This is a genomic window from Brevibacillus migulae (assembly GCF_004521915.1).
Classification (GTDB): domain Bacteria; phylum Bacillota; class Bacilli; order Brevibacillales; family Brevibacillaceae; genus Brevibacillus_F; species Brevibacillus_F migulae.
Genome location: NZ_SDKD01000027.1, coordinates 27,546 through 47,409 on the forward strand (window position 1 = coordinate 27,546; position 19,864 = coordinate 47,409).

General features: G+C 51.0%; 18 protein-coding genes and 1 other annotated feature. Of the genes, 9 read left to right on the forward strand and 9 right to left on the reverse strand.

Features of this window, described 5'->3' with window-relative positions; genetic code table 11:
- Positions 1 to 143: 143 nt before the first annotated feature.
- The gene (locus EIZ37_RS22505; RefSeq protein ID WP_134687011.1) at positions 144 to 965 is read left to right on the forward strand and encodes an endonuclease/exonuclease/phosphatase family protein; all 822 of its coding nucleotides are present in this window, start codon (positions 144 to 146) and stop codon (positions 963 to 965) included.
- A gap of 47 nt (positions 966 to 1,012) precedes the next feature.
- Here EIZ37_RS22505 and EIZ37_RS22510 read toward each other — a convergent pair whose 3' ends face one another.
- The 4 genes from EIZ37_RS22510 to EIZ37_RS22525 all read right to left on the reverse strand — a co-directional run bounded on the left by EIZ37_RS22510 (position 1,013) and on the right by EIZ37_RS22525 (position 5,883).
- Positions 1,013 to 1,891, reverse strand: coding sequence for a hypothetical protein (locus EIZ37_RS22510; RefSeq protein WP_134687012.1), 879 nt, complete (start codon positions 1,889 to 1,891; stop codon positions 1,013 to 1,015).
- A 67-nt stretch (positions 1,892 to 1,958) separates the two neighbouring features.
- Positions 1,959 to 2,957 carry an MBL fold metallo-hydrolase gene (locus EIZ37_RS22515; protein WP_134687013.1) on the reverse strand — a complete coding sequence of 333 codons (999 nt, stop codon included), beginning with the start codon at positions 2,955 to 2,957 and terminating at the stop codon, positions 1,959 to 1,961.
- 66 nt (positions 2,958 to 3,023) lie between these two features.
- Positions 3,024 to 5,174 carry a sensor domain-containing diguanylate cyclase gene (locus tag EIZ37_RS22520; protein ID WP_235828166.1) on the reverse strand — a complete coding sequence of 717 codons (2,151 nt, stop codon included), beginning with the start codon at positions 5,172 to 5,174 and terminating at the stop codon, positions 3,024 to 3,026.
- Between the two features lie 121 nt (positions 5,175 to 5,295).
- Positions 5,296 to 5,883, reverse strand: a complete 588-nt coding sequence (locus tag EIZ37_RS22525; RefSeq protein WP_134687015.1) for a histidine phosphatase family protein — start codon at positions 5,881 to 5,883, stop codon at positions 5,296 to 5,298.
- A 209-nt stretch (positions 5,884 to 6,092) separates the two neighbouring features.
- Between EIZ37_RS22525 and EIZ37_RS22530 the strand changes: the two genes are divergently transcribed.
- From EIZ37_RS22530 to rpsD, 3 genes are all read left to right on the forward strand, one after another.
- The gene (locus EIZ37_RS22530; protein WP_134687016.1) at positions 6,093 to 7,844 is read left to right on the forward strand and encodes a YcdB/YcdC domain-containing protein; all 1,752 of its coding nucleotides are present in this window, start codon (positions 6,093 to 6,095) and stop codon (positions 7,842 to 7,844) included.
- Positions 7,817 to 8,341 carry an S-layer homology domain-containing protein gene (locus EIZ37_RS22535; RefSeq protein ID WP_134687017.1) on the forward strand — a complete coding sequence of 175 codons (525 nt, stop codon included), beginning with the start codon at positions 7,817 to 7,819 and terminating at the stop codon, positions 8,339 to 8,341. The genes EIZ37_RS22530 and EIZ37_RS22535 overlap by 28 nt, the downstream gene beginning before the upstream one ends.
- A gap of 245 nt (positions 8,342 to 8,586) precedes the next feature.
- Positions 8,587 to 9,186, forward strand: a complete 600-nt coding sequence (gene rpsD, locus EIZ37_RS22545; protein ID WP_134687018.1) for a 30S ribosomal protein S4 — start codon at positions 8,587 to 8,589, stop codon at positions 9,184 to 9,186.
- A 51-nt stretch (positions 9,187 to 9,237) separates the two neighbouring features.
- On the opposite strand, the gene EIZ37_RS22550 is transcribed toward rpsD, so the two are convergent.
- Positions 9,238 to 9,846, reverse strand: a complete 609-nt coding sequence (locus EIZ37_RS22550) for a YdcF family protein (RefSeq protein WP_134687019.1) — start codon at positions 9,844 to 9,846, stop codon at positions 9,238 to 9,240.
- 158 nt (positions 9,847 to 10,004) lie between these two features.
- On the opposite strand from EIZ37_RS22550, the gene EIZ37_RS22555 reads away from it, so the two are divergent.
- Positions 10,005 to 10,325 (forward strand): hypothetical protein, encoded by a 321-nt coding sequence (locus EIZ37_RS22555; protein ID WP_134687020.1) that lies wholly within the window; start codon positions 10,005 to 10,007, stop codon positions 10,323 to 10,325.
- Positions 10,326 to 10,348: 23 nt separating this feature from the next.
- Here the strand turns inward: EIZ37_RS22555 and EIZ37_RS22560 are convergent, their stop codons facing one another.
- On the reverse strand, positions 10,349 to 10,819 hold the full coding sequence (locus EIZ37_RS22560) for a DinB family protein (RefSeq protein WP_134687021.1): 471 nt from the start codon (positions 10,817 to 10,819) through the stop codon (positions 10,349 to 10,351).
- 124 nt (positions 10,820 to 10,943) lie between these two features.
- Complete coding sequence (gene tyrS, locus EIZ37_RS22565; protein WP_134687022.1) at positions 10,944 to 12,206, reverse strand: tyrosine--tRNA ligase; 1,263 nt, start codon at positions 12,204 to 12,206, stop codon at positions 10,944 to 10,946.
- A gap of 55 nt (positions 12,207 to 12,261) precedes the next feature.
- Positions 12,262 to 12,477: a binding site (T-box leader), on the reverse strand.
- A gap of 142 nt (positions 12,478 to 12,619) precedes the next feature.
- Here tyrS and EIZ37_RS22570 point away from each other — a divergent pair.
- From EIZ37_RS22570 to EIZ37_RS22585, 4 genes are all read left to right on the forward strand, one after another.
- Positions 12,620 to 15,733 (forward strand): transglycosylase domain-containing protein, encoded by a 3,114-nt coding sequence (locus EIZ37_RS22570; protein ID WP_134687023.1) that lies wholly within the window; start codon positions 12,620 to 12,622, stop codon positions 15,731 to 15,733.
- A gap of 167 nt (positions 15,734 to 15,900) precedes the next feature.
- Positions 15,901 to 16,533 carry an N-acetyltransferase gene (locus EIZ37_RS22575; RefSeq protein ID WP_134687024.1) on the forward strand — a complete coding sequence of 211 codons (633 nt, stop codon included), beginning with the start codon at positions 15,901 to 15,903 and terminating at the stop codon, positions 16,531 to 16,533.
- 12 nt (positions 16,534 to 16,545) lie between these two features.
- Complete coding sequence (locus EIZ37_RS22580) at positions 16,546 to 17,190, forward strand: CBS and ACT domain-containing protein (protein ID WP_134687025.1); 645 nt, start codon at positions 16,546 to 16,548, stop codon at positions 17,188 to 17,190.
- On the forward strand, positions 17,187 to 18,347 hold the full coding sequence (locus EIZ37_RS22585) for an acetoin utilization protein AcuC (protein WP_134687026.1): 1,161 nt from the start codon (positions 17,187 to 17,189) through the stop codon (positions 18,345 to 18,347). The genes EIZ37_RS22580 and EIZ37_RS22585 overlap by 4 nt, the downstream gene beginning before the upstream one ends.
- A gap of 86 nt (positions 18,348 to 18,433) precedes the next feature.
- On the opposite strand, the gene EIZ37_RS22590 is transcribed toward EIZ37_RS22585, so the two are convergent.
- Complete coding sequence (locus EIZ37_RS22590; RefSeq protein ID WP_134687027.1) at positions 18,434 to 18,964, reverse strand: MarR family winged helix-turn-helix transcriptional regulator; 531 nt, start codon at positions 18,962 to 18,964, stop codon at positions 18,434 to 18,436.
- Positions 18,965 to 19,044: 80 nt separating this feature from the next.
- Positions 19,045 to 19,698, reverse strand: coding sequence for a carboxymuconolactone decarboxylase family protein (locus EIZ37_RS22595; protein WP_167569090.1), 654 nt, complete (start codon positions 19,696 to 19,698; stop codon positions 19,045 to 19,047).
- Positions 19,699 to 19,864: the final 166 nt, after the last annotated feature.

A 19,864-nucleotide genomic window follows, 5' to 3' on the forward strand; every position in this document is an offset into this window, starting at 1 on the left:
GACAGCCAACTGGCTCACATCCATACATTATAGTACAGATTACCTGGCAAAAAAAGCGGTCTATCCGGTAAATTCGACAGTGTTTTCCAGTATTCCTCCCCATCGCAAAGAAGTATGATGAAGAGAGATGAGAGGAGGACTTCATGAAGAAAAAAACCGTTTTCACGCTGGCACTTTTCATGATTCTGGGGGCTGTCTTCCTCATTCAAGGACGGATTGAGTCTAAAACTGCCATGCTGCCCTCACCTCCCCCTAAAGACGATAAGACGCTCACCCTGGTTACATATAATATTCGTGGTGCCCGCGACGATGCTGGCGAGGCCGATCCGGTGGCAATAGCGGACGAGCTTCGCATGACCAACGCGGACATTATCGCCTTGCAAGAGGTGGACAATGGTCTTCCTCGATCCGATTTTGGCGATCAGGCGAAAATCATTGCGGAAAAGCTGGGCATGAACTACGTGTTCGCACCAGCCATCAACTTTCTGGTCGGTACGTATGGAAACGCCTTATTAAGTCGTTATCCGATTCTTTCCTCCACCTCCGTGGATCTACCCTACCTGCTGGAGCCTCGCAGCCTGCTGCAGGTCGAAATGGATCTCGGCGGGCAGAAGCTCATCGTATTTACGACACACCTAGGTCTTAAAAAGTCAGAACGCATCAAACAATTTGAATTTTTATATGATTACTTGGAGGACTACACCGGAAAACCCGTCGTCTTCATGGGCGATTTTAATACACGAGCCGATGACCCTTTGTTTACGCCCATCCGCACGCTGCTTCAGGACCCGCTCTTCAAACGGAAGCAGCGCCTGGTGACAATCAGCGGGAAGGTGACTTATGGGACCATCGATCATATATTTTTGTCTCCGCATTTGCATGATCTTTATGCGTACGCACCGTCTTTTGGCCGCTCTGACCATTTTCCAGTGAGCATGCGTGTGGAGCTGGATGCGTGGAAATGAAAAAGCGCTTCATCCAACCTGCGGATGAGCGCTTTTATCATTTTTGTCTATGGCTGTCTTGCATTTTTGCGGCCATAGTTATTCAAATAGGTTTCTACTTTGGAATGCTCGAAGACCCGCTGGTTTTGCATATCATACTCCGAGCGGATATTCATGATGACATTCGTCGGCAGCATTCGCTTCTCATCGTAATAGACCGTGTACTCCGCTTCTACTTCCATCCGATCGATAATCTCATTGATTTTGTTCTTTTGCTCTGAAGACTGGATGCGGGCTCCTTCCGGCCTTCTGTACCATTGGCTTTCCGAGAGGAGCATCGCGGCCTTCAGGTTCGGAGCATGGGCCCGGGTAGATTGGATCCTGCTGCCGCCCCCTTTGCTTTGCGCCCTCATCTGTTCAGCAAGCCATGATTTTAGCTTGTTGGAATCCAGCAAAACGCGAAATGACTTTCGCCCGTCTTCCTTGTTATTGTCAGCCAGCGGGATGACTTTGGTGCGCATGCTGTCCATCTGTTCAAAGCTGAAAACAGGATCCCAGTTGGCAAACTCCTGCTGGAAGGACGGGTCGCCCTCAACCGATTGCCAGGATTCCCTTTCATTGAACTTGGCATACAGCTGCTGATTCTTGGAAAGCAGCGACAGCGTATTGACCTGATTTTTCTCAGGAACGGATAGCGAGACGGTCATCGCCGTTTGGTTTCCTTGCTTTACGCCAGAGAAATTCACCAAGTTTCCATTCGCTGTATTTCCAGCGAGGAGACTGGTTTTCCCATGAAATTCATAGGCTTGCTGGGCAAAAAAACGGTCACGTACTTGTTCAAAACTCCCTGCCGCGGATTGCTGGGCATTATCCCTCGTACATCCCGCAGCAGCGGTAAGCACCAACAGAAGACACGAACTGATTAGGGCACGAGATATCCGTTTCATTCATTTCCCTCCTCCTCCCCGTTAGGTTTTCCGAGGAAGAAAAGGCTTATTCCGCTATAGCCAGGCGTTACAAGGAGTAGTAGATCACGCCGTCGCGTTCTTGCGTTTCCAGCTGATGCACGATCAGGAGCAGATCAATATGTCCCAAGGTCTCCGACAGCGTAAGCGGCAATTCCTTTTCATAAATCTTGGGAAATAACAGGGCCGTCAATTCATACGCAGTCTTCGCCCCATCGCGCAGAAATTGGCGCAGCGTATTCGTGCGTTCCCAATTTCGCTGCAGGCGCTGCGCGATCAATTCCCGATGCTGCGTCACGGGCTCGCCATGACCTGGCAAGATCAGCTCGATTTCTTTGCTGGCGCACATCTCCAAGGCGGTCCGATACTGGACAAGCGTGAGCGGACGTGTATAAGACCGATTGCGCGGCGGCTCGATAAACGCATTGGAAGAGATGTTTTTGATGATATGGTCTCCAGCGATCATGCACTTGTCTTTTTCCCGGTAAAAGGAGACGTGACTTTGCGAGTGGCCGGGCGTATAGAGAACCTGCCATTCATCCAGATTGGGAACGGCCGCTTCATGCTTCAAATGGCCATCGATCCGGCTCGGTTCGGCGAAGGTCAGCATCTTTTGATGGTACTTTTGGATGATCAGCAGCTTCTCTTCCGGTACGCCGCATGCCCGATACAAATCGAGGAAAAATTGATCGTGAAAACTGAAAAAATCTTTGTCCTGGGCAACATACGGCGCGGCTTGCGGATGGGCATACACGATAGCCCCCGAGGCCATTCTCACTTTTTCCAGCAAACCGATATGATCCACGTGATGATGAGTCAAAATGATTTGCCGGATATCAGCAAATGAATAGCCTGCTTCCTGCAGTCCTTGCTCAAGCGCATGCCAGGCTGCTTCTGTTAACGGCCCGGCATCGACCAGCGTAGGATGCTCTCCCTCGATCAGGTAAATATTGACGGGTCCCACCGCAAAGGGCGTCGGGATTTCGAACTGCCAGATCCCTTCGGCAGCTCTGCGTGCGAGCTGCGTCGTTTTGTTCTGTTCATGCATCGGTCTTCCCTGCCTTTCCTTTTCTCGCATATATACAGAAAAAAGGGGCATAATGCCCCTTTTTTCCTACGCTAATCTCACCTGATTGCGTCCACTATGCTTCGCGTCATAAAGAGCGATATCTGCATCGTGGAACAGCATTTCCACGCTCATGTTTTGATTTTGATCCCGATCCCATTTGGCCAAACCGCTGGAAATGGTCACGGCAGGCACGGTTTCTGCTTCCACATTGGTGCGAATACGCTCCGCAATCGCCAAGGAAGTGGGAATATCCACCCGTGGAAGATAAATGGCCAGCTCTTCCCCGCCCCATCTAGCCGCGATATCGGATTCACGAATGCATCGGCGGATCAGATTGGATACTTGGACCAGCACTTCGTCCCCTACCTGATGCCCGTATGTGTCGTTAATCTTTTTGAAGTAATCGATATCGATCAGGATCAGGGACCCAAACGGATCCGCTTCCAACGATTTTTGCACCCGCTCATTCAGATAACGGCGGGAGTAGAGCCCCGTTAAATTATCCGTGATCACCATGCGCTCCACTTCGTTATGGAGCATTGCATTCGTAATCGCCAGGCTGGTATGCTGCCCGAAAATCTCCAGCAGCTTGTAATCATCAAAGCTGAAAAAATGCGGGCGCGTATCGGCCACGAGGAGAACACCGCTCACTTTGGAGTCCTGGAGCAGCGGAACCCCCATCATGGAGGAATACGGCATCAACTCGATGGAAGCAATATCCGACTGTGTCAAAATTAATGCTTGCTTGCTGCGGAACATGTCCGCAAAAGGCTCTTCCGTCGAAGAAACCGTCGCTCCCACATGCTCCGGATTGGAAGACAGCAGGACCTCGAGCCGATCTGAATCCGGAATCGTACGCAGAATGGCACAGTATTGCGCCTCAAAGGTTTCCAGGAGCATCTTGGTCACAAACTGCAGGATTTCGCCGAGATTCAAGCTCCGATTCAATTGCTGCGCCATTTGATTGATCAGACGCAGCTCGCGGATCAAATTGCGCGATTGCTGATACAGCTGCGCATTTTCAAAAGCGGTTCCCGCAGTTTCCGCCAGGTTGGAGATGTAGGTCATTTCATGATCGTTCATGGCTGCCAGCTCATTTGTTGTCAGCTGCAAAGCGCCATAGATCCCCTGCTTGCCGAGAAGAGGAGCTGCGATGACGATCCTGTGCTCGCCGTCTACCTCCAGCCTGTCCATCACCAATCTTCCTTCCAAATAAGCCTGTGTGCTCGTTTCCGCTTCTCCCGGTTGAAAGGTCAGCGGCTTAACGGGAAGCGTGGTGTTGGTTTCAACGGTCAGGTACAGCTCTGCATCCAGATACGGATAGAGCTGGTGGATGCTGTTCATGATTTCTTCCAAAACATCATTCACATCAATGGATGCTTGGATTTTCTTCGTTAATTGATAAAGCAGGTCTTTCTTGCGCGCATCCTGACGCAGCTCATCTGCTACGATGGCCCTCAGGATGGAGTAGCTACACCGTTCCCCTACCTCCTGCAAAAAGGCAACGTCACGAACATCGTATTTACTAAGTGGATCTTCCGGGGACAGATGCAGCAGAAGCGCTGCAAGCGGACGTCCCTCGCAATAAATCGGGAAGACAATCAGGTGCTCATCATCCAGGACCATCGGTTTGATGACCGTATGCATCAACCGTCCAAGAAGCTGGGACAGTTGCGTCTCGTCCTTCTCCCGATCCTCCGTGGTAAAGCGCGCCTGCGATAGCAGTGTCCCATCTTTTCCAAGCATAACAGCAGAGCAATATCCTTTATCGATGACCGCAGAAATTTGCTGAATCAAACTGTTCATCAGGCTTCTGACGTTATCGTATTTGTTCACGTTCATGACGATCTCGCTCGATGCATGCTGTATGAAGGCATCGTATCCCATGAGCACCAAGGGTTCCAGCCCATGTAAATAGGAAGCGAGATCAAAATGAATCTCATCTTTCGGAGCCAAAAGTCCAACTACGGCACGCACGGTACCATCCGCTTCCAAAATCGGATAGATCCCGTAGAGAATGTCTGTATCGTCTTCACGCCATTCGGTTACGACGATCTTTCCGTTCTGAATGGCAGCTTCGTATCCCGGAGTATTTCTGACCAGCTCTCCTTCTTGGCAGGAAAAGGAGTGTGGACCCCAGTTTTGACCGATATGCAAGGGTATGACTTTTAGCAAGCATCCTTCATCATCTGTCAAGAAAAGGAATCCTGGGCGATGTTCGGGCCATGATTGCAGAAAAAAGTGGGCCATGTAGGAAAAAACAGTCTCTAATTTACCCAGCATTTTACTCGCCACGTAATAAATCCCTCTCCTTTATTCATGATTGTAGATGCGCTGTGTCGTTTACCTTCAGAACTTCCCAACGATCGCTTTCAAAGCGGAGCAAACTCACTCCCGTGTTATCGATCCGGGATATTCCTGTTCCTTGCTTTCCTTCGGTGATCCAGTGAAGAAACGAATTAATGAAACCGCCATGACTGACAACTGCAACAGTTTGTCCAGGATGGCGGGAGGCTATATCCGTCAATACAGCATCGGCTCTTTGTTGCATCTTCACAAAAGGTTCGATGCCGTAAATCGATTGTTCAGGATCAACATCTTGGAATCGCTCACGTATCTCTTCGTATGTAAGTCCTTCCCAATCCCCATAGCACCGTTCGCGCAGAGCAGAAAGTCTCTGCACTTCAAGTCCGTGTAAGGAAGCCAAAGGCAAAGCTGTACGATGAGCACGTGACAAATCACTCGAGTAAATGGCATCAAAATGATGATTCTGATACCATGCGGCCAATTTTTTGGCTTGCTCTTTCCCCAATTCGTTCAATTGGATATCGCTGTGTCCTTGAATTCGTCTTGCCAGATTCCATTCGGTTTCACCATGGCGAATTAAAAAGAGGATGGTCTCCATAATGTGTAGATTCCCTCCCCCCAGCTAGACTCGATAAGTACAATTATAAATGATATCTGTTCATCATGCCATAATCTTCTTCGCGAACCATATCCATTATCACACGAGTTTTCTCTTTTTTAGCAGATTTGATGCTCAGCACTGAAACATCTCTGCCATCTTCGTCGTCACAGCAGGTAAACATTCAACGTTCACGGAGGGACCCGACCATGAGATTTATCCCTAGACAATCGTGCTTCATGCTATTATCGGCCAGTCTGCTGCTGCCTGTATACCCAGCAGCGGTTGACGCCAAATCCGTCGCTGCTTATACTGCCGCAACGGCTGCGGTGAATGCAAAATTAACAAAAGAGCAAGCTTTACAAATCGCAACACGCATTTTGCCGATCCCCGCCGATGCGGAGTTGATAAACAGTTCCTTCCGCAGCATGGAGGTATGGCGTCCGTTTCCGGAATGGTCCTTCAGCTGGCGCAAAAAGGGAGAGCGCGGGAATGAGGATGCGATCACCATCAATGCCAGCATCCATGCGGACAAAGGGGAGCTTACCGCTTATTCCCATTATGAGCAGACACCAAAACCGACCGCCTATGCCTCTGTCATTACCCGCGAGGAGGCACAAAAGGCAGCGGAGCGTTTCATGACCGCATCACTGGCTTCGAAACGGTCCGAAGTGAAGCTTTACAATCGCTCACAACCTACGCCAAAGACGCCGCTCACCTCGCAAACTTCCTATAATTTTCACTACGTACGCGTGGTAAACGGCATTTTGCTCCCGGAAAACTATATCGACATTACCGTGGACAGCAGTGGAAAAATTATCAATATGCAGACGGAATGGAATGACCGGATCACCTTTTCCAAAGCAGGCAGCTCACTCTCAGCAGCTCAGGCAGCCGCGCAATTCCGGACCCATGCAAATGCGAAACTCTCCTATTTGCTGCCTTGGGAAAACGGAGATCATGCAGAGCAAAAGCCGTTTCTTACCTACCGTAATCCTTTCACGTTTTTGATCGATGCGGGTACCGGCAAGCCCTTGACGCAGTCGTTCAAGCCATTGGACACACGCTCTGAGCCGATTCCGGTCAGCACAACACCGCTGCCCGCCCTCTATCAGGGAAAACCGCTTGGCCAGGACGAAGCCGTACGCTATGCCCAAAAGCTGTTTGACCTTTCCTTATATGAGCTGCAGGGCGCCAATTACAGCGACAAAGACTTCAGAGGCAACAAGAAGATCTGGAATCTTGAATTTCGGGCGAAAAATTCAGGCATTTCCCCCAGCTTCTTGATCTTGACGATTGATGCGAGCAACGGGGATGTCTTTCAATATTCCAAGGAGATCAGAGCCCTGTCGGAAAATGCCAAACCTCGCTGGACCAAGGATGATCTCAAGGTGAAAGCCATTGAAAGCTTGCGCAGGTGGACACCATCGCTTGCTTCTTCCTTTGCCCTGATCGATACAGCGGACGGCGAAATCATGGATCCCCGTTCCCCGCGGCTCACCTACCAGTTCCAGCGCTTGGTAAACGGCGTACCCGCGGCGACCGGCAATGCCTCGATAGCCTTCGATGCGATCACAGGCGAGCTCCTTACGTATTATGTCGACATCGGCAAGGAAAGCTATCCCGCTAAGCTGGAAAAGCACCTTTCCGAGCAAGAAGCCATCGATGCATGGCTGAAAGAATCGGAAGTGGAGCTTGTCTATCAGTTTGAACAGATTGATCCTGCGCTGGCCAGTTCTGCCAAAAGCGGCACCGCCACCATACCTGCGCGTGAAGCCAAATTGGTCTATCGGATGAACCGTTTGAGCAGCCATACAGCTTTGATGCGGTTACAGGCGAATGGCGGAGTGAGGCCGACGGGAAAACCGTTGAGCTGCACCGTCCGGCTCCATCCGATATCCGCGGACATCAAGCGGAGCAGGCTTTGCTTCTCATGTACGAATACGACGCTCTTTCCCTGATTGACGGAAAAATCTTGCCTGATCGGGCGATTACCCGCGGTGAAATGATCGAAATGCTCATGGTCTCGATGAATCAGGGGCGCATTAATCCGGGTGCCTATGCGCTGCGCACAGCTTCCTATGCGGATGTTTCCAAAAGCTCTCCGTATTTCGCATCTGTAGAAGCTGCCGTCGATCGCGGACTCCTGGATAAGTCCTCTTCCTCCCTGAAACCTGACGAACCGATTAGCCGAGAAGAACTGGCTGATATGATTGTACGCGCACTCGGTCTGAAGCAGCTTTCTGCATATGATGAGATGTTCCAATCCGACTTGACCGATCTCAAGGATGCCAAGGAAAGGGGCGCGATCATCATCGTGACGACAATCGGAATCATGCAGCCGGACGGTCATGCCTTCCATCCGAAAGCGAAGGTCTCGCGGGCAGAGGCGGCTCTTTCCTTTGTGAAGTTTCTGGAAAAACGGTCAGAATTGCAGAATGAACGAAATCTATACTAGCAACGGTTATTGACTTTTTGCTAGGAATTCATATATTATTGACTGTATGTGTGCAGGGTAGCAAACGATTGTAGGTAAAAACAGAAGGTGAACCCTCTTAGTTACATCCCTTGATGGGCAGCGGCTGAATACCCATGAGGAGCACGATGCGGAAACGCTACCGTCCGAAGTTCGTGTAGGGAAAGATGGAACTACCCTTCTGGAAGTAAACACCTGCGAATCTAATTTAAAGGAGAAATGAATCCATGTCACGTTACACAGGACCTCGTCACAAACTGGCTCGCCGCCTCGGTATCTCTTTGGACGGTACAGGCAAAGACATCAAACGCAACTTCCCACCAGGACAACACGGCCACAGCAACCGCCGCAAACTGTCTGAGTACGGTATCCAGTTGCAAGAGAAGCAAAAATTGCGCCATATGTTTGGCATTAACGAAAAACAATTCCGCCGCACGTTCGATCAATCTTCCAAAATGCAAGGCGTACACGGCGAAAACTTCATGAAATTGCTCGAGTCCCGTCTGGACAACTTGGTATATCGTATGGGCTTTGCTCCTACTCGTCCAGCAGCTCGCCAATTGGTTAACCATGGCCACTTCCTCGTAAACGGCAAGAAGGTAAACATTCCTTCCTACCGCGTACAACCAGGTGATGTGATCAGCCTGCGTGAGAAATCCCGCAACCTGGCTATCGTAAAAGAATCCGTGGAAGCTCGCACGTTCCTGCCAAACTACGTATCTTTCGATGACAACAAACTCGAAGGTACTTACACTCGTCTGCCAGACCGTGAAGAGATGCCAGCTGAAATCAACGAGAAACTCATCGTTGAGTACTACAGCCGTTAATCATAGCAAAAAAGGTAGAGGCCGTTTTGGTCTCTACCTTTTTTTCGTTTCTCAACGGAATGGCTTGGTCAGGATATATCCCGCCGTAAAGAAAATTTCTCGCGCAAAAAAGGGCAAAGTCGTGCGCCAGCTTCGATAGACCGTCGTAGGAGTCGGCGAAGCAAAGGCCTTCATCCCCATATCCTCCGCCATCATCATCGAACGCTTCATATGCAAGGGATCACTCACGATCGTAAAGCTTTTCCAGCCATGTGCATGCGCAATGTCCAAGGCATACTGCAAGTTCTCTTCCGTAATCGTGGATTTGGTCTCGATTTGAATGGCATCCTCCGGCACTTGATGCGCAAGCGCATAGTTCCTCGCCACTTCGGCTTCCGCGTAGGCCTGTAACTCTCCTGTTCCTCCGGTAAAAATCAAATGTTCCACATAGCCTTGCTGATACAGCCAGATCGCGTGATGAAGCCGCTCACGGAGTACGGGAGATGGCTGATCCCCCCAGACAGCAGCCCCCAGCACGATGGCCGCATCCGTTTTCTCCAGTTGATTGATGGATGAGTACGTCCAGATTGAGTGAGCGAGTAAAGCAATGAGCAGCATCCCTGCTGCAGCCGCACTGGCCAAGAGTATTCTCCACGTTAGCCTTGGTTTCTTCCCATTCATCCCATTTGGCCACATCCAGCAGGAGAAAGCCCATCTAGTAGACAAAAATCTGCAAATTGCATCAAAATTCCTGCTTTCCCATTCAAATTGTCACTAGAGTATGATATAACGATAGAAGTAAAGCGAAGACTCAGAATCTGGCATAGAGGCGATAAAAAATGAAAGACTCCATTATGGATCCGATCACGGAAAAGAAAATGGAAGTGAAAGAGCTCATCCATACGATTATGGAAATGCCGAATACAGACGAACTTCCGTTGATTCGACAATTGGCCATTCATCTGCACCGACTGCTCCGTATCCGTGTGATCACGCCCCCCATCTCAGAGGTCATGATTACCCTTCAGTCGGAAAAGCCAAAGCTCTACCATGCAACAAGGCTGTCATTGCCCGAGAAGAGTCATCTGAGCATCCTCTTTGAAATTAACGGAGATGAGCATCTGGCAAAAGAACGGTTACAGAGTTTTCTGAACGATTAGGTTTTTTCTACATACGTACTTGCTTACGCCTTGCTTTGCTGGCAGGCGTTTTTGACATGTTCAATTTGGGCCAAATGTTCTTCGACATGGTTGACATAGCGCTCCAGCAATTGGCGAAAGCTCAGTTCCCCCGCTTCATCATGAAGCCCGATGCGCTGCCCCTGTTCATCCGTCACCTGCTCGAGAATCGGCCGCATGCCCTCTCGCAGCAATTTGAACAACATGAAGCTCTGCTCACGATCTTGCTTGTCATAATGCAGCGTATTGGCCCATCGATCCTGGTCGTAGGAAGTCAGTAAGGGGCGCTCCTCTGCCAGCACTTTTTTCATGCGCTGAACCCCGACGATTTCGGCATCCGCAACATGGACGATAATCTCATGGATGCTCCATTTCCCCGGCGCCGGCTTGAAGCGCAGCTCTTCCTCCGTCAGTCCTGCGATGGCTGCCCGCAGCCGCTCTTCCCCTTGCAAATAGGCATCAATCAATGCTTTCATGCGATCCGCTCCCTTGCAGAATGGTTTTTGTATATTATAACGCGGAGGGAAAATATGTAAAGAAAGTCCGCATCTCCATGTAAAAAGAGATACGGACTTTCTTTTGCATGTGCCCTGTTTCCTTTTAGCTCAGCTTGATTTTCGCGAACTTTCGCTTCCCTACCTGCACGACCATGTCTTCAGCAAGCGTTACATTTGCATTGATATCCGCGACTTTCTCTTCATTGACCTTGACGGCGCCTTGCTGCACACTGCGGCGCGCATCGCCTTTCGAATCAGCCAGCTTCAAATCAAAGATCAGATTGACGATGTTGGCCTCCCCATTTTCATAAGCCGACTTTTCAAGCGTGACTTCCGGCAGATCGGTAGGCAGCGCCCGCTGCTGGAACACCGTCTTGAAATAGTTCTCGGCTTCTTCCGCTTCCGCTTCGCCGTGGAACATGCGGACAAAAGTCTTGGCCAGCTTCATTTTCACATCGCGCGGATGGACCGTACCGTCCACCAGGCCTTTGCGCAGCTCCTCGATTTCTTCCTGCGAAAGATCCGTCGCCAATTCGTAATAACGCATCATCAGTTCATCCGGAATGGACATGGATTTGCCATAGATCTCATTCGGCGGTTCATTGACACCGATGTAGTTGCCCAGACTCTTGGACATTTTCTGCACACCATCAAGACCTTCGAGCAGCGGCATCATCATTACCACTTGCTGCTCTTGGCCGTATTCTTTTTGCAGCTGGCGGCCCATCAGCAGATTGAACTTTTGGTCTGTTCCGCCCAGCTCCACGTCACACTCGAGCGCGACGGAATCGTAGCCTTGCATGAGCGGATAGAAGAATTCATGGACCGAGATCGGCTGTTCATTCTTGAACCGTTTCTCAAAGTCATCACGTTCCATCATGCGTGCCACAGTCGTTTTCGCAGCCAGCTGCACGACATCCGCGAACGTCATCGGAGCGAGCCAGGTGGAGTTGAAGACAACCTCCACTTTTTCCGTATCCAGCACTTTGCCGAACTGCTCGACATAGCTTTTCGCGTTGATCTGGATTTGCTCTTCGCTCAATTGCTTGCGCGTTTCCGATTTTCCGGTAGGGTCGCCGATTCGACCGGTAAAGTCCCCGATCAAGAGCTGGATATGATGTCCCAACTCTTGGAACTGGCGCATTTTTTGCAGCACAACCGTGTGTCCCACATGGATATCCGGTGCGGATGGGTCCAGTCCTAGCTTGATTTTCAGCGGTTTTCCTGTCACGACAAAGCGTTCCAGCTTTTTGCGCAGCTCTTCTTCTGGAATGATCTCTACCGTGCCGCGGCGCAAAATGGAGAGTTGACGCTCAACTTCCTTGGTTTGCTCCGGGGTCAGTGTGTACTTCTTTTCTTGTTCCATGCCTGTTTCCACTCCTTTTTCTTCGTCAAAATGGCATAAAAAAAATCCCATCCCCAATAGGGACGAGATGTTTCTCGCGGTACCACCCTAGTTGAAAAGGCAAGAAAGCGCCTTTTCCGCTCGTCAGGATAACGGCCTGTTCCGTCCGGCATCACCCGGCAGCTCGAGATGTGTATTTCACGCAAGCACTAGCGCTGGTTTTCACCGACCACCAGCTCTCTTTCCATACCCTGCATCATGCCCCGCTACTCTCATCTTTCCATGCCAATTTCTTCATTTTCACATACTAGCCTTATTTGTAACATACTCGTCACAGCCGTGTCAATTGGACGCCTCTCCACTTGTCAGTTCTTGTATCCCGCCTTTGGCAGATATGGTATAATTGGGTCGATAAATGGGGGGTCGTACTCTATATGACAAACAACCAATCGCCTGCCTCGGATTCTTCCAAAACGAAACGTCGCCGCAAAAATCGGAGAAGTGCATTTTTTCTGCTTCTGAAAGTGGCGCTGTTGTTTGGAGGTATGGGCATCTTTGCTGCTGGAGGCATCCTGACTGGATATGTCGCCTCTCTCGTACGGGACGAGCCTGTACGCAGCTATGACGAGATACATAAGAAGATTTTCAGCTTTGACTTGACGGGCTTTGTCTATTACAAGGACAACACCCTGCTTGCCCAGATGCGTACACCCGATGAAGATCGCCGCCTGGTGAAACGCGCGGATGTTTCTCCTCATCTCATCAATGCGATCATCGCGACTGAAGACCGGAATTTTTTCACGCACAAGGGTGTGTCGCCGACTTCTACCCTGCGCGGGGCTTATCAGGATTTTACGAATCAGCCCGTCGTGACCGGGGGGAGTACGCTGACGCAGCAGCTCGTGAAGCTGACGATTCTGTCACCGGAAGTGAGCCACAAACGGAAAGCAAAGGAAATCTTTACAGCCTTGCGAATCGAGCGGATGTTTTCCAAGGATCAGATCCTGGAAGCGTACATGAACGAAATCTATTTCGGAAAAAGCGCCAGCGGCTCCAATATTTATGGTGTCCAAGCGGCAGCCAAAGGAATTTTCGACAAGGATGTAAAGGATATCTCGCTTGGTGAAGCCTCTTATCTGGCCGGAATGATTCAAAACCCTGGAAATTATAATCCGTTTTCCAAGGCCGGCTATGAACGCGGAAAAGAACGGCAAAAGATGGTGCTGGACCGGATGATGGAAAACCGCTTCATCAGCCAAGCCCAGTATGACGAAGCGCTCCATGCCGATTTGAAGATGGCATTGGCCAAACCGCCATCGACCCGAACCGTCGACCATCTCATGATGGAGATCGAGGAGCGTGCCGCTACCGCGTTGGTCGATACGCAGCTGGAACAAGAAGGGCGCGACAAGTCGACTGTCGGCAAGAATGAATACCGTCAGCTGCTCGAGGATCAGCGCCGCGAAATCCTGCGCAATGGTTACAAGATTTACACGACCATCGACAAGGACGTTCAGCAGATCATGACCGGAGTCGCGAGCGATCCCAAAAACTTTGGGAAAAACCGAACCTATACGGTACGCCGCTCCAACGGCAAAACGGAAAAGATCGAAAATGCACTGGAAGAAGTCGGTTCCATGCTGATTCAAAACAAGACCGGCGCCATTTTAGGAATGATTGGCGGACGTGATTTTAATGTGGAGCAGACCAACCATGCGACTGCGCCGCGTCAGCCTGGCTCCTCGATGAAGCCGATTGCCGCCTACGCTCCGGCGCTGGAGCTTGGGATTCTGCAGCCGGGTTCACCGATCGATGACTCACCGCTTTTGCTTGCTGACGGCACACAAGGAAGCCATCTGCCGGTTAACTGGGACTACAAGTATCACGGGATCATCAGCGCTCGTGAAGCATTGCGGCAATCATGGAATGTCCCTGCCATCAAGACGTATTTGAAAGTCGGCATTCCAACCGCGCTAGAATACGTGAAGAAAATGGGGATCACCACCCTCGTCGAGAGCGACAACTATGCGGCGACCGGTGCGATCGGCGGTCTCAGCTACGGCTTGACGACCGAAGAGCTTACCAACGCTTACGGAACGTTTGCCAACCACGGTTCCTTCATCGATGCCTATATGATCGAGCGAATCGAGGACAGCACGGGGAAAGTGATCTACCAGCATGAGGTTCAGCCTGTCCCTGTATTCAGCGAGCAAACCGCTTACCTCATCACCGATATGATGCGTACGGTTGTCAACGCGGGTACTGGTGCGCATATTCGCAAGTACGTGCCACGAAGCATCGATGTCGCTGGGAAAACCGGAACGACAAACGGTTCCAACGACCTTGTCTTCGTAGGCTATACGCCAGAGCTTTCCATGGGCGTCTGGGTTGGGTTTGACGAGCCTTACCCAATGCCCGATTCGGAGAAATACCGACCGATGGCGGTATGGGGGAAAGTCATGCAGCAGGTCATCGAGAAAAGGCCGGATCTCTCTTCACCAACGGCAACGTTTCAGAAGCCGGAAGGGATTACGACGATGACTGTTGACAGCAAGTCTGGCCTGTTGCCCAGCGAGCTGTCTAAGCAAGCGAATCATTTGATAACGGATCTGTTCAATCGTCAATTTATCCCGACGAAAACAGACGACACCCACCAAAAGGCCAGGGTGGTCGTCGTAGGCGATAACCGTTATCTGGCGAAAGAGTCCACGCCAGCGGATTTCGTCTCGGAAGGCATTTTCTTCAAGAGTCCGGAGCCGCTGACGCTTACGACGGAACAGATCAAGAGCAAGAACAGCAAGGCAGGGACTAGACCTCCCGACTGGGATCAGCGCCTGCCGGAAACGGAAGATCCCCGCACGGATCAGCCGGGTGCGCCGGCGGCTCCGACAAACATCGCCATCAGCCGCACCGGAAACAATATCGTGCTTACCTGGCAATCCGGAGCGGAGCCCGATCTCCTGGGCTATCGCATCTATCGTGCAAGCGTAGAGAATGGATTTGTGCATCTCGCAACCGTCAAAGATCCACTGACCTTAACGTTCACGGATAATGCCGCATCACCGACTGAATCAGGCTATTACATCACTGCGGTGGATGTTGCCGGTCAGGAATCCTCCCCATCTGCCATCGCCTCTACAGCAGGCACAAGCAGCTGGACGATTCCGGAAACGCTACCTGGCAATCCGGCCGGGGACCTGACGCCGACACCCGAGGTTGATGGACAAGAAGAACCTGGAGATTCATCAACATCTGGCTCGGAACCGCAAGCGTCTGCACCCTCCACTGTCCAGAATCTCAGGCTGAAGAAGGTTGACGGCGGCATCAGGCTGCAGTGGAAGGAGAATCCTTCCGATGAACAGATAATCGGCTACAAAGTCTACTACACCCCGGATCCGGTCAATGGCTTTGTGCTATTAGAAACCGTCACGGATAACAAGTACACCCATCAAGTGCTAGACCAGAATGGCTGGTATTATGTCACTGCGGTAAACAGCTATGGCGAATCTCCGCAAGGCCAGCAGCTCAACGGAATATCAGCTGATTAAGCCTTTCCTTCCCCCACACGGCATGTTTGCGCCGTGTGGTTTTTTTTGTCGTTTAGCTCCGTCCACGCACCCGGCAAAAATTTGTCATATCAATCGCGGCTGAATCGATACTCAGTCCGTTATAATGGTAAGTAATATGACTGACTAAAACGAGGTGGATTCACCTTATGATTCACAAGAAGCAGTTTTATCAACGCGAGATCGCGGTTGCTGGAAGAACTCTGGTGATCGAAGGGCCTGTCCAGCCAGAGCAGCTGGCCGCGATGCGGTTTGACGAGGGGCTGAAAGCGTTTCGTCCTCCGGATCAACAGCAGAAAGCACTCGTTGAAATTGCAGGATTACCGGAAGGCAGAATTATTCTCGCCCGGGATGGCGATCTGGTTCTCGGCTACGCCACGTTCCTGCATCCGGATCCGATGGAACGGTGGTCGCAGGCGCAGATGGAGGATCTGCTGGAACTCGGCGGCATCGAAGTCAGCGCGAAAGTCCGGGCTGGCGGAGTTGCCAAGCAACTGCTCCATGTCGCCTTTCTTGATGATGCGTTGGAAGATTATATCGTCATCACGACCGAATATTACTGGCATTGGGACTTAAAAGGTACCGGACTGGATGTGTGGGAGTATCGAAAGGTGATGGAAAAGGTGATGGGAAGTGTTGGTCTGAGCTGGATGGCTACTGATGATCCTGAGATTTGCTCCCATCCCGCCAATTGCCTGATGGCCCGGATCGGCAAAAGAGTCCCGTCAGAGAGTATCGCGGCTTTTGATGCGATGCGGTTCCAGAATCGCTTTTTCTATTAAGGAGAGGATTTCATGCGAATCGAAGAGATCATGCGCAGGCGGGTCGTAACCGTCGCTGCAGAGACAACGATTGGAGATGCGCTGCAATTGCTAAGGGGAAATCGTATTCGCCACCTACCCGTCTTGGCTGGCGATAAGCTTGTCGGAATCGTCTCCGACCGGGATTTACGCGACGCCCTCCCCTCATCGCTCCTGGCTCATGATGACGACAGCGAGGTCTTGAAAAAGAGTGTTAGCGCCATTATGAAGCGAGAGGTCATTACGGCTCATCCCCTTGATTTCATTCAAGATGCTGCCAAGACCATATACGATTACAAAGTGGGGTCACTACCGGTCTTGGAAGGCGGCCGTCTGGTCGGGATTGTCACGGAGTCGGATATATTAAACTGTCTGGTGGAATTATTCGGCGTCAATCGGCCTAGCTCAGTACTGGAGGTAAAAGTCGAAGACCGTGCCGGCACACTGGCCGAGGTAAGCGGCGTGTTTCGTGAGGCTGGCGTCAACGTATGCAGCATGGTGATCACTCCCACCGCAGAGCCTGGACATAAAATTTTGCTGTTCCGCGTCCAGACCATCGACACCCGTCCGCTGGTCGCCAAGCTGCGCGAGCATGGGTTTCATGTGGTTGCTCCTACAGAAGGAGGCGTCCAGTCTTGAGCCGTCGCTCGCGTCTGATCTATTCGCCAGACTATGCTACCTACTATTTTCATGACGAGCATCCCTTTAACCAACGGCGGCTGCTCTTGACCTACGACCTGATGCAAGCACTCGGCTTGCTTCGGAAGGAAGATGTCACCCCTCCGCGCTACGCGACCGACGATGAAATCGCTCTTGTCCATGATCGCCAGTATCTGGAGACGGTTCGCAAGCAAGGACACAGCAAACAGCTGCTGCCCCAATCTGCGAGCTATGGGCTCGGAACGGAGGATGTTCCCTGTTTTCCCAACATGCATGAGGCCTCTTCCCTGATCGTGGGCGGGTCGCTGCAAGCGGTCGATCTCGTGATGAATGGGGAGGCGGAGCATGCGTTCAACCCTGCCGGCGGTCTTCATCACGCGTTTAACGGTCGTGCTTCCGGTTTTTGCGTATACAACGATTGCTCGATTGCGATCGCCTACCTGCGGAAAAAATGGAATGCCCGCGTCCTTTACATCGATACGGATGCCCATCACGGGGATGGCGTACAGTGGGCGTTTTATGACGATCCCAACGTTCTCACCGTCTCGATCCATGAAACGGGCAAATTTTTATTCCCCGGCACTGGCGAGATTACCGAGCGTGGAACAGGGCAAGGCTACGGCTATTCGGTCAATGTCCCGCTGGACGCTTTTACGGAGGATGAATCGTTTCTCGAGGTCTATCGTGACTTGCTTCCCAAGCTGATCCGCGGCTTCAAACCGGATGTCATCCTGACGCAAAACGGCTGTGATGCCCATGCTTACGACCCGCTGACCCATCTTTCCTGTTCGATGCAGATCTACCAGCAAATCCCCCGCTTGGCTCATCAGCTGGCCCATGAATGGTGTCAGGGCCGATGGATCGCTGTCGGTGGTGGCGGCTACGATATTTGGCGCGTCGTACCACGTGCCTGGACGCTGCTCTGGTCGGAAATGACCGATCAGCCGCTGAGCGATAGGCCCCTTCCTGCCGAGTGGCTGCAGCGTTGGCAGGACAAAAGCGAGGAACAGCTACCTGCGCGCTTGTTTGATAACCTCGCGGATCTGCCTGTCATCCCGCGACGCAAGGAGATTTCCGAAAAAAATCGGGTGACTCTGGAAAGAGCATTGATGTATGCACCGCAAAGCGAAAAGTAAGCGTATACAAGTCGAAAGATTAAAAAAAGCTCGGTTGAAGCTTTTTCATGATGCAGCCGAATCCTTCTTACGTGGAAGAAAAAATGTCACGCGTGATTGCGTGACGTTTTTTTGTCTGCTTCCCCAGAAGGGAATGCATCCGCGTAGTGTAGCAAAATATTTTTATCAATTTTCTCTAAAAGATGGAAAAGTTGTGAGACTTCAGTTTCCTCCATTCCCGCATACAGATTCTCGCGGACATTCGCTACGATGGGGATGATCTGGCCCAAGACTTCACGGCCAAAGGGAGTGAGGAAGATTTTGTGCTTTCTTTTGTCATCCGGATCGGAGGTGCGCTCGATGTAGGACTTCTTCTCCAGCGCATCCAGAATCCTTTTAATATTGGCCTTATCCTTGAACAGATTATCTCCAAGCTCCACTTGCGAAATGCCGTCTTTTTCATGCAAGCGAATCAACAGGAAAAATTGTTCGGGATTCAGATCATACCCTTTTTGTTGCGCCAAACTGAAAAACACTTGCCGGATCAGCCTCCACGTACGGTACACCTTATACGGAACCCCTTGCTCGAGGGTAAAATCCCTCAGCAACTGCTCGCGGGCTGCTTGCTCTTGTGACATGCATGAACGCTCCTTGCTACTCGGTATTACTCCTACTATACCATTACATACAGCCTGTACTCATTATTCTCCTTGCATGCTTACATTTGAAAAAGCTCCAGGGCACTTTGCAGGTGTATGTGCGATGCTTCTGCGTGAACGGCAATCGCCACGAAAACAGCTTCACTGATCGCTTCCTTTTCTACCCCTGCCTCTTTTGCTGCCCGGACATGTACTTCGATGCAATAAGGGCATCTGGTCGTATGCGCGCAAGCAATCGCAATCAGCTCTTTGTCTTTAGCCGAAAGGACTCCTTCGCTCATGGCCGTATGATGAAAATGCATGAAGGATTGCGCATTTTTCTTATTGATTACAAAAAACTCGTTGAGGCGCCGGAGATATGACGACCGGTACAATTCCTCTCCACCCTGCCCATCGTATGCATTCAGCATATTGACGCCATGGCTGGCCGCAGCGCCCGCTTTTACATTGGTAGCCACAAACATCGCTTCGGTTAGTTCTTCTTTCGTCGCGCCTTCCTCTTTTGCCCGATCGGCTTGACATTGGATGCTATACGCAGAACCGAGCACGATCGAAACCGCCGTTGCAATCAATGCCTTTTGCTTCCTGGATAGATTTCCTGGGACAAATGACTCTTGCAAGAAGCTCTGGTAGGCAAGTGACAAAGAATCGCTTCCGTTCCACTCGGCAAACCGTCTTGCATCACTTTTCAAATAATACGCATCCTGAACCATGACCATCAGCTCCTCAGACATATTGGTTGCCATGGCAACTGTTTAAAGTATAATCAGAAATTGGTTGCTAAGGCAACTGTTTTTTTGATTCTATTATCCTTGCATCGTCTGGTCTTTGGTGCATGCCAATCGAGTAGGAGGGGGTGACTAACCCCCGACCTCTCAC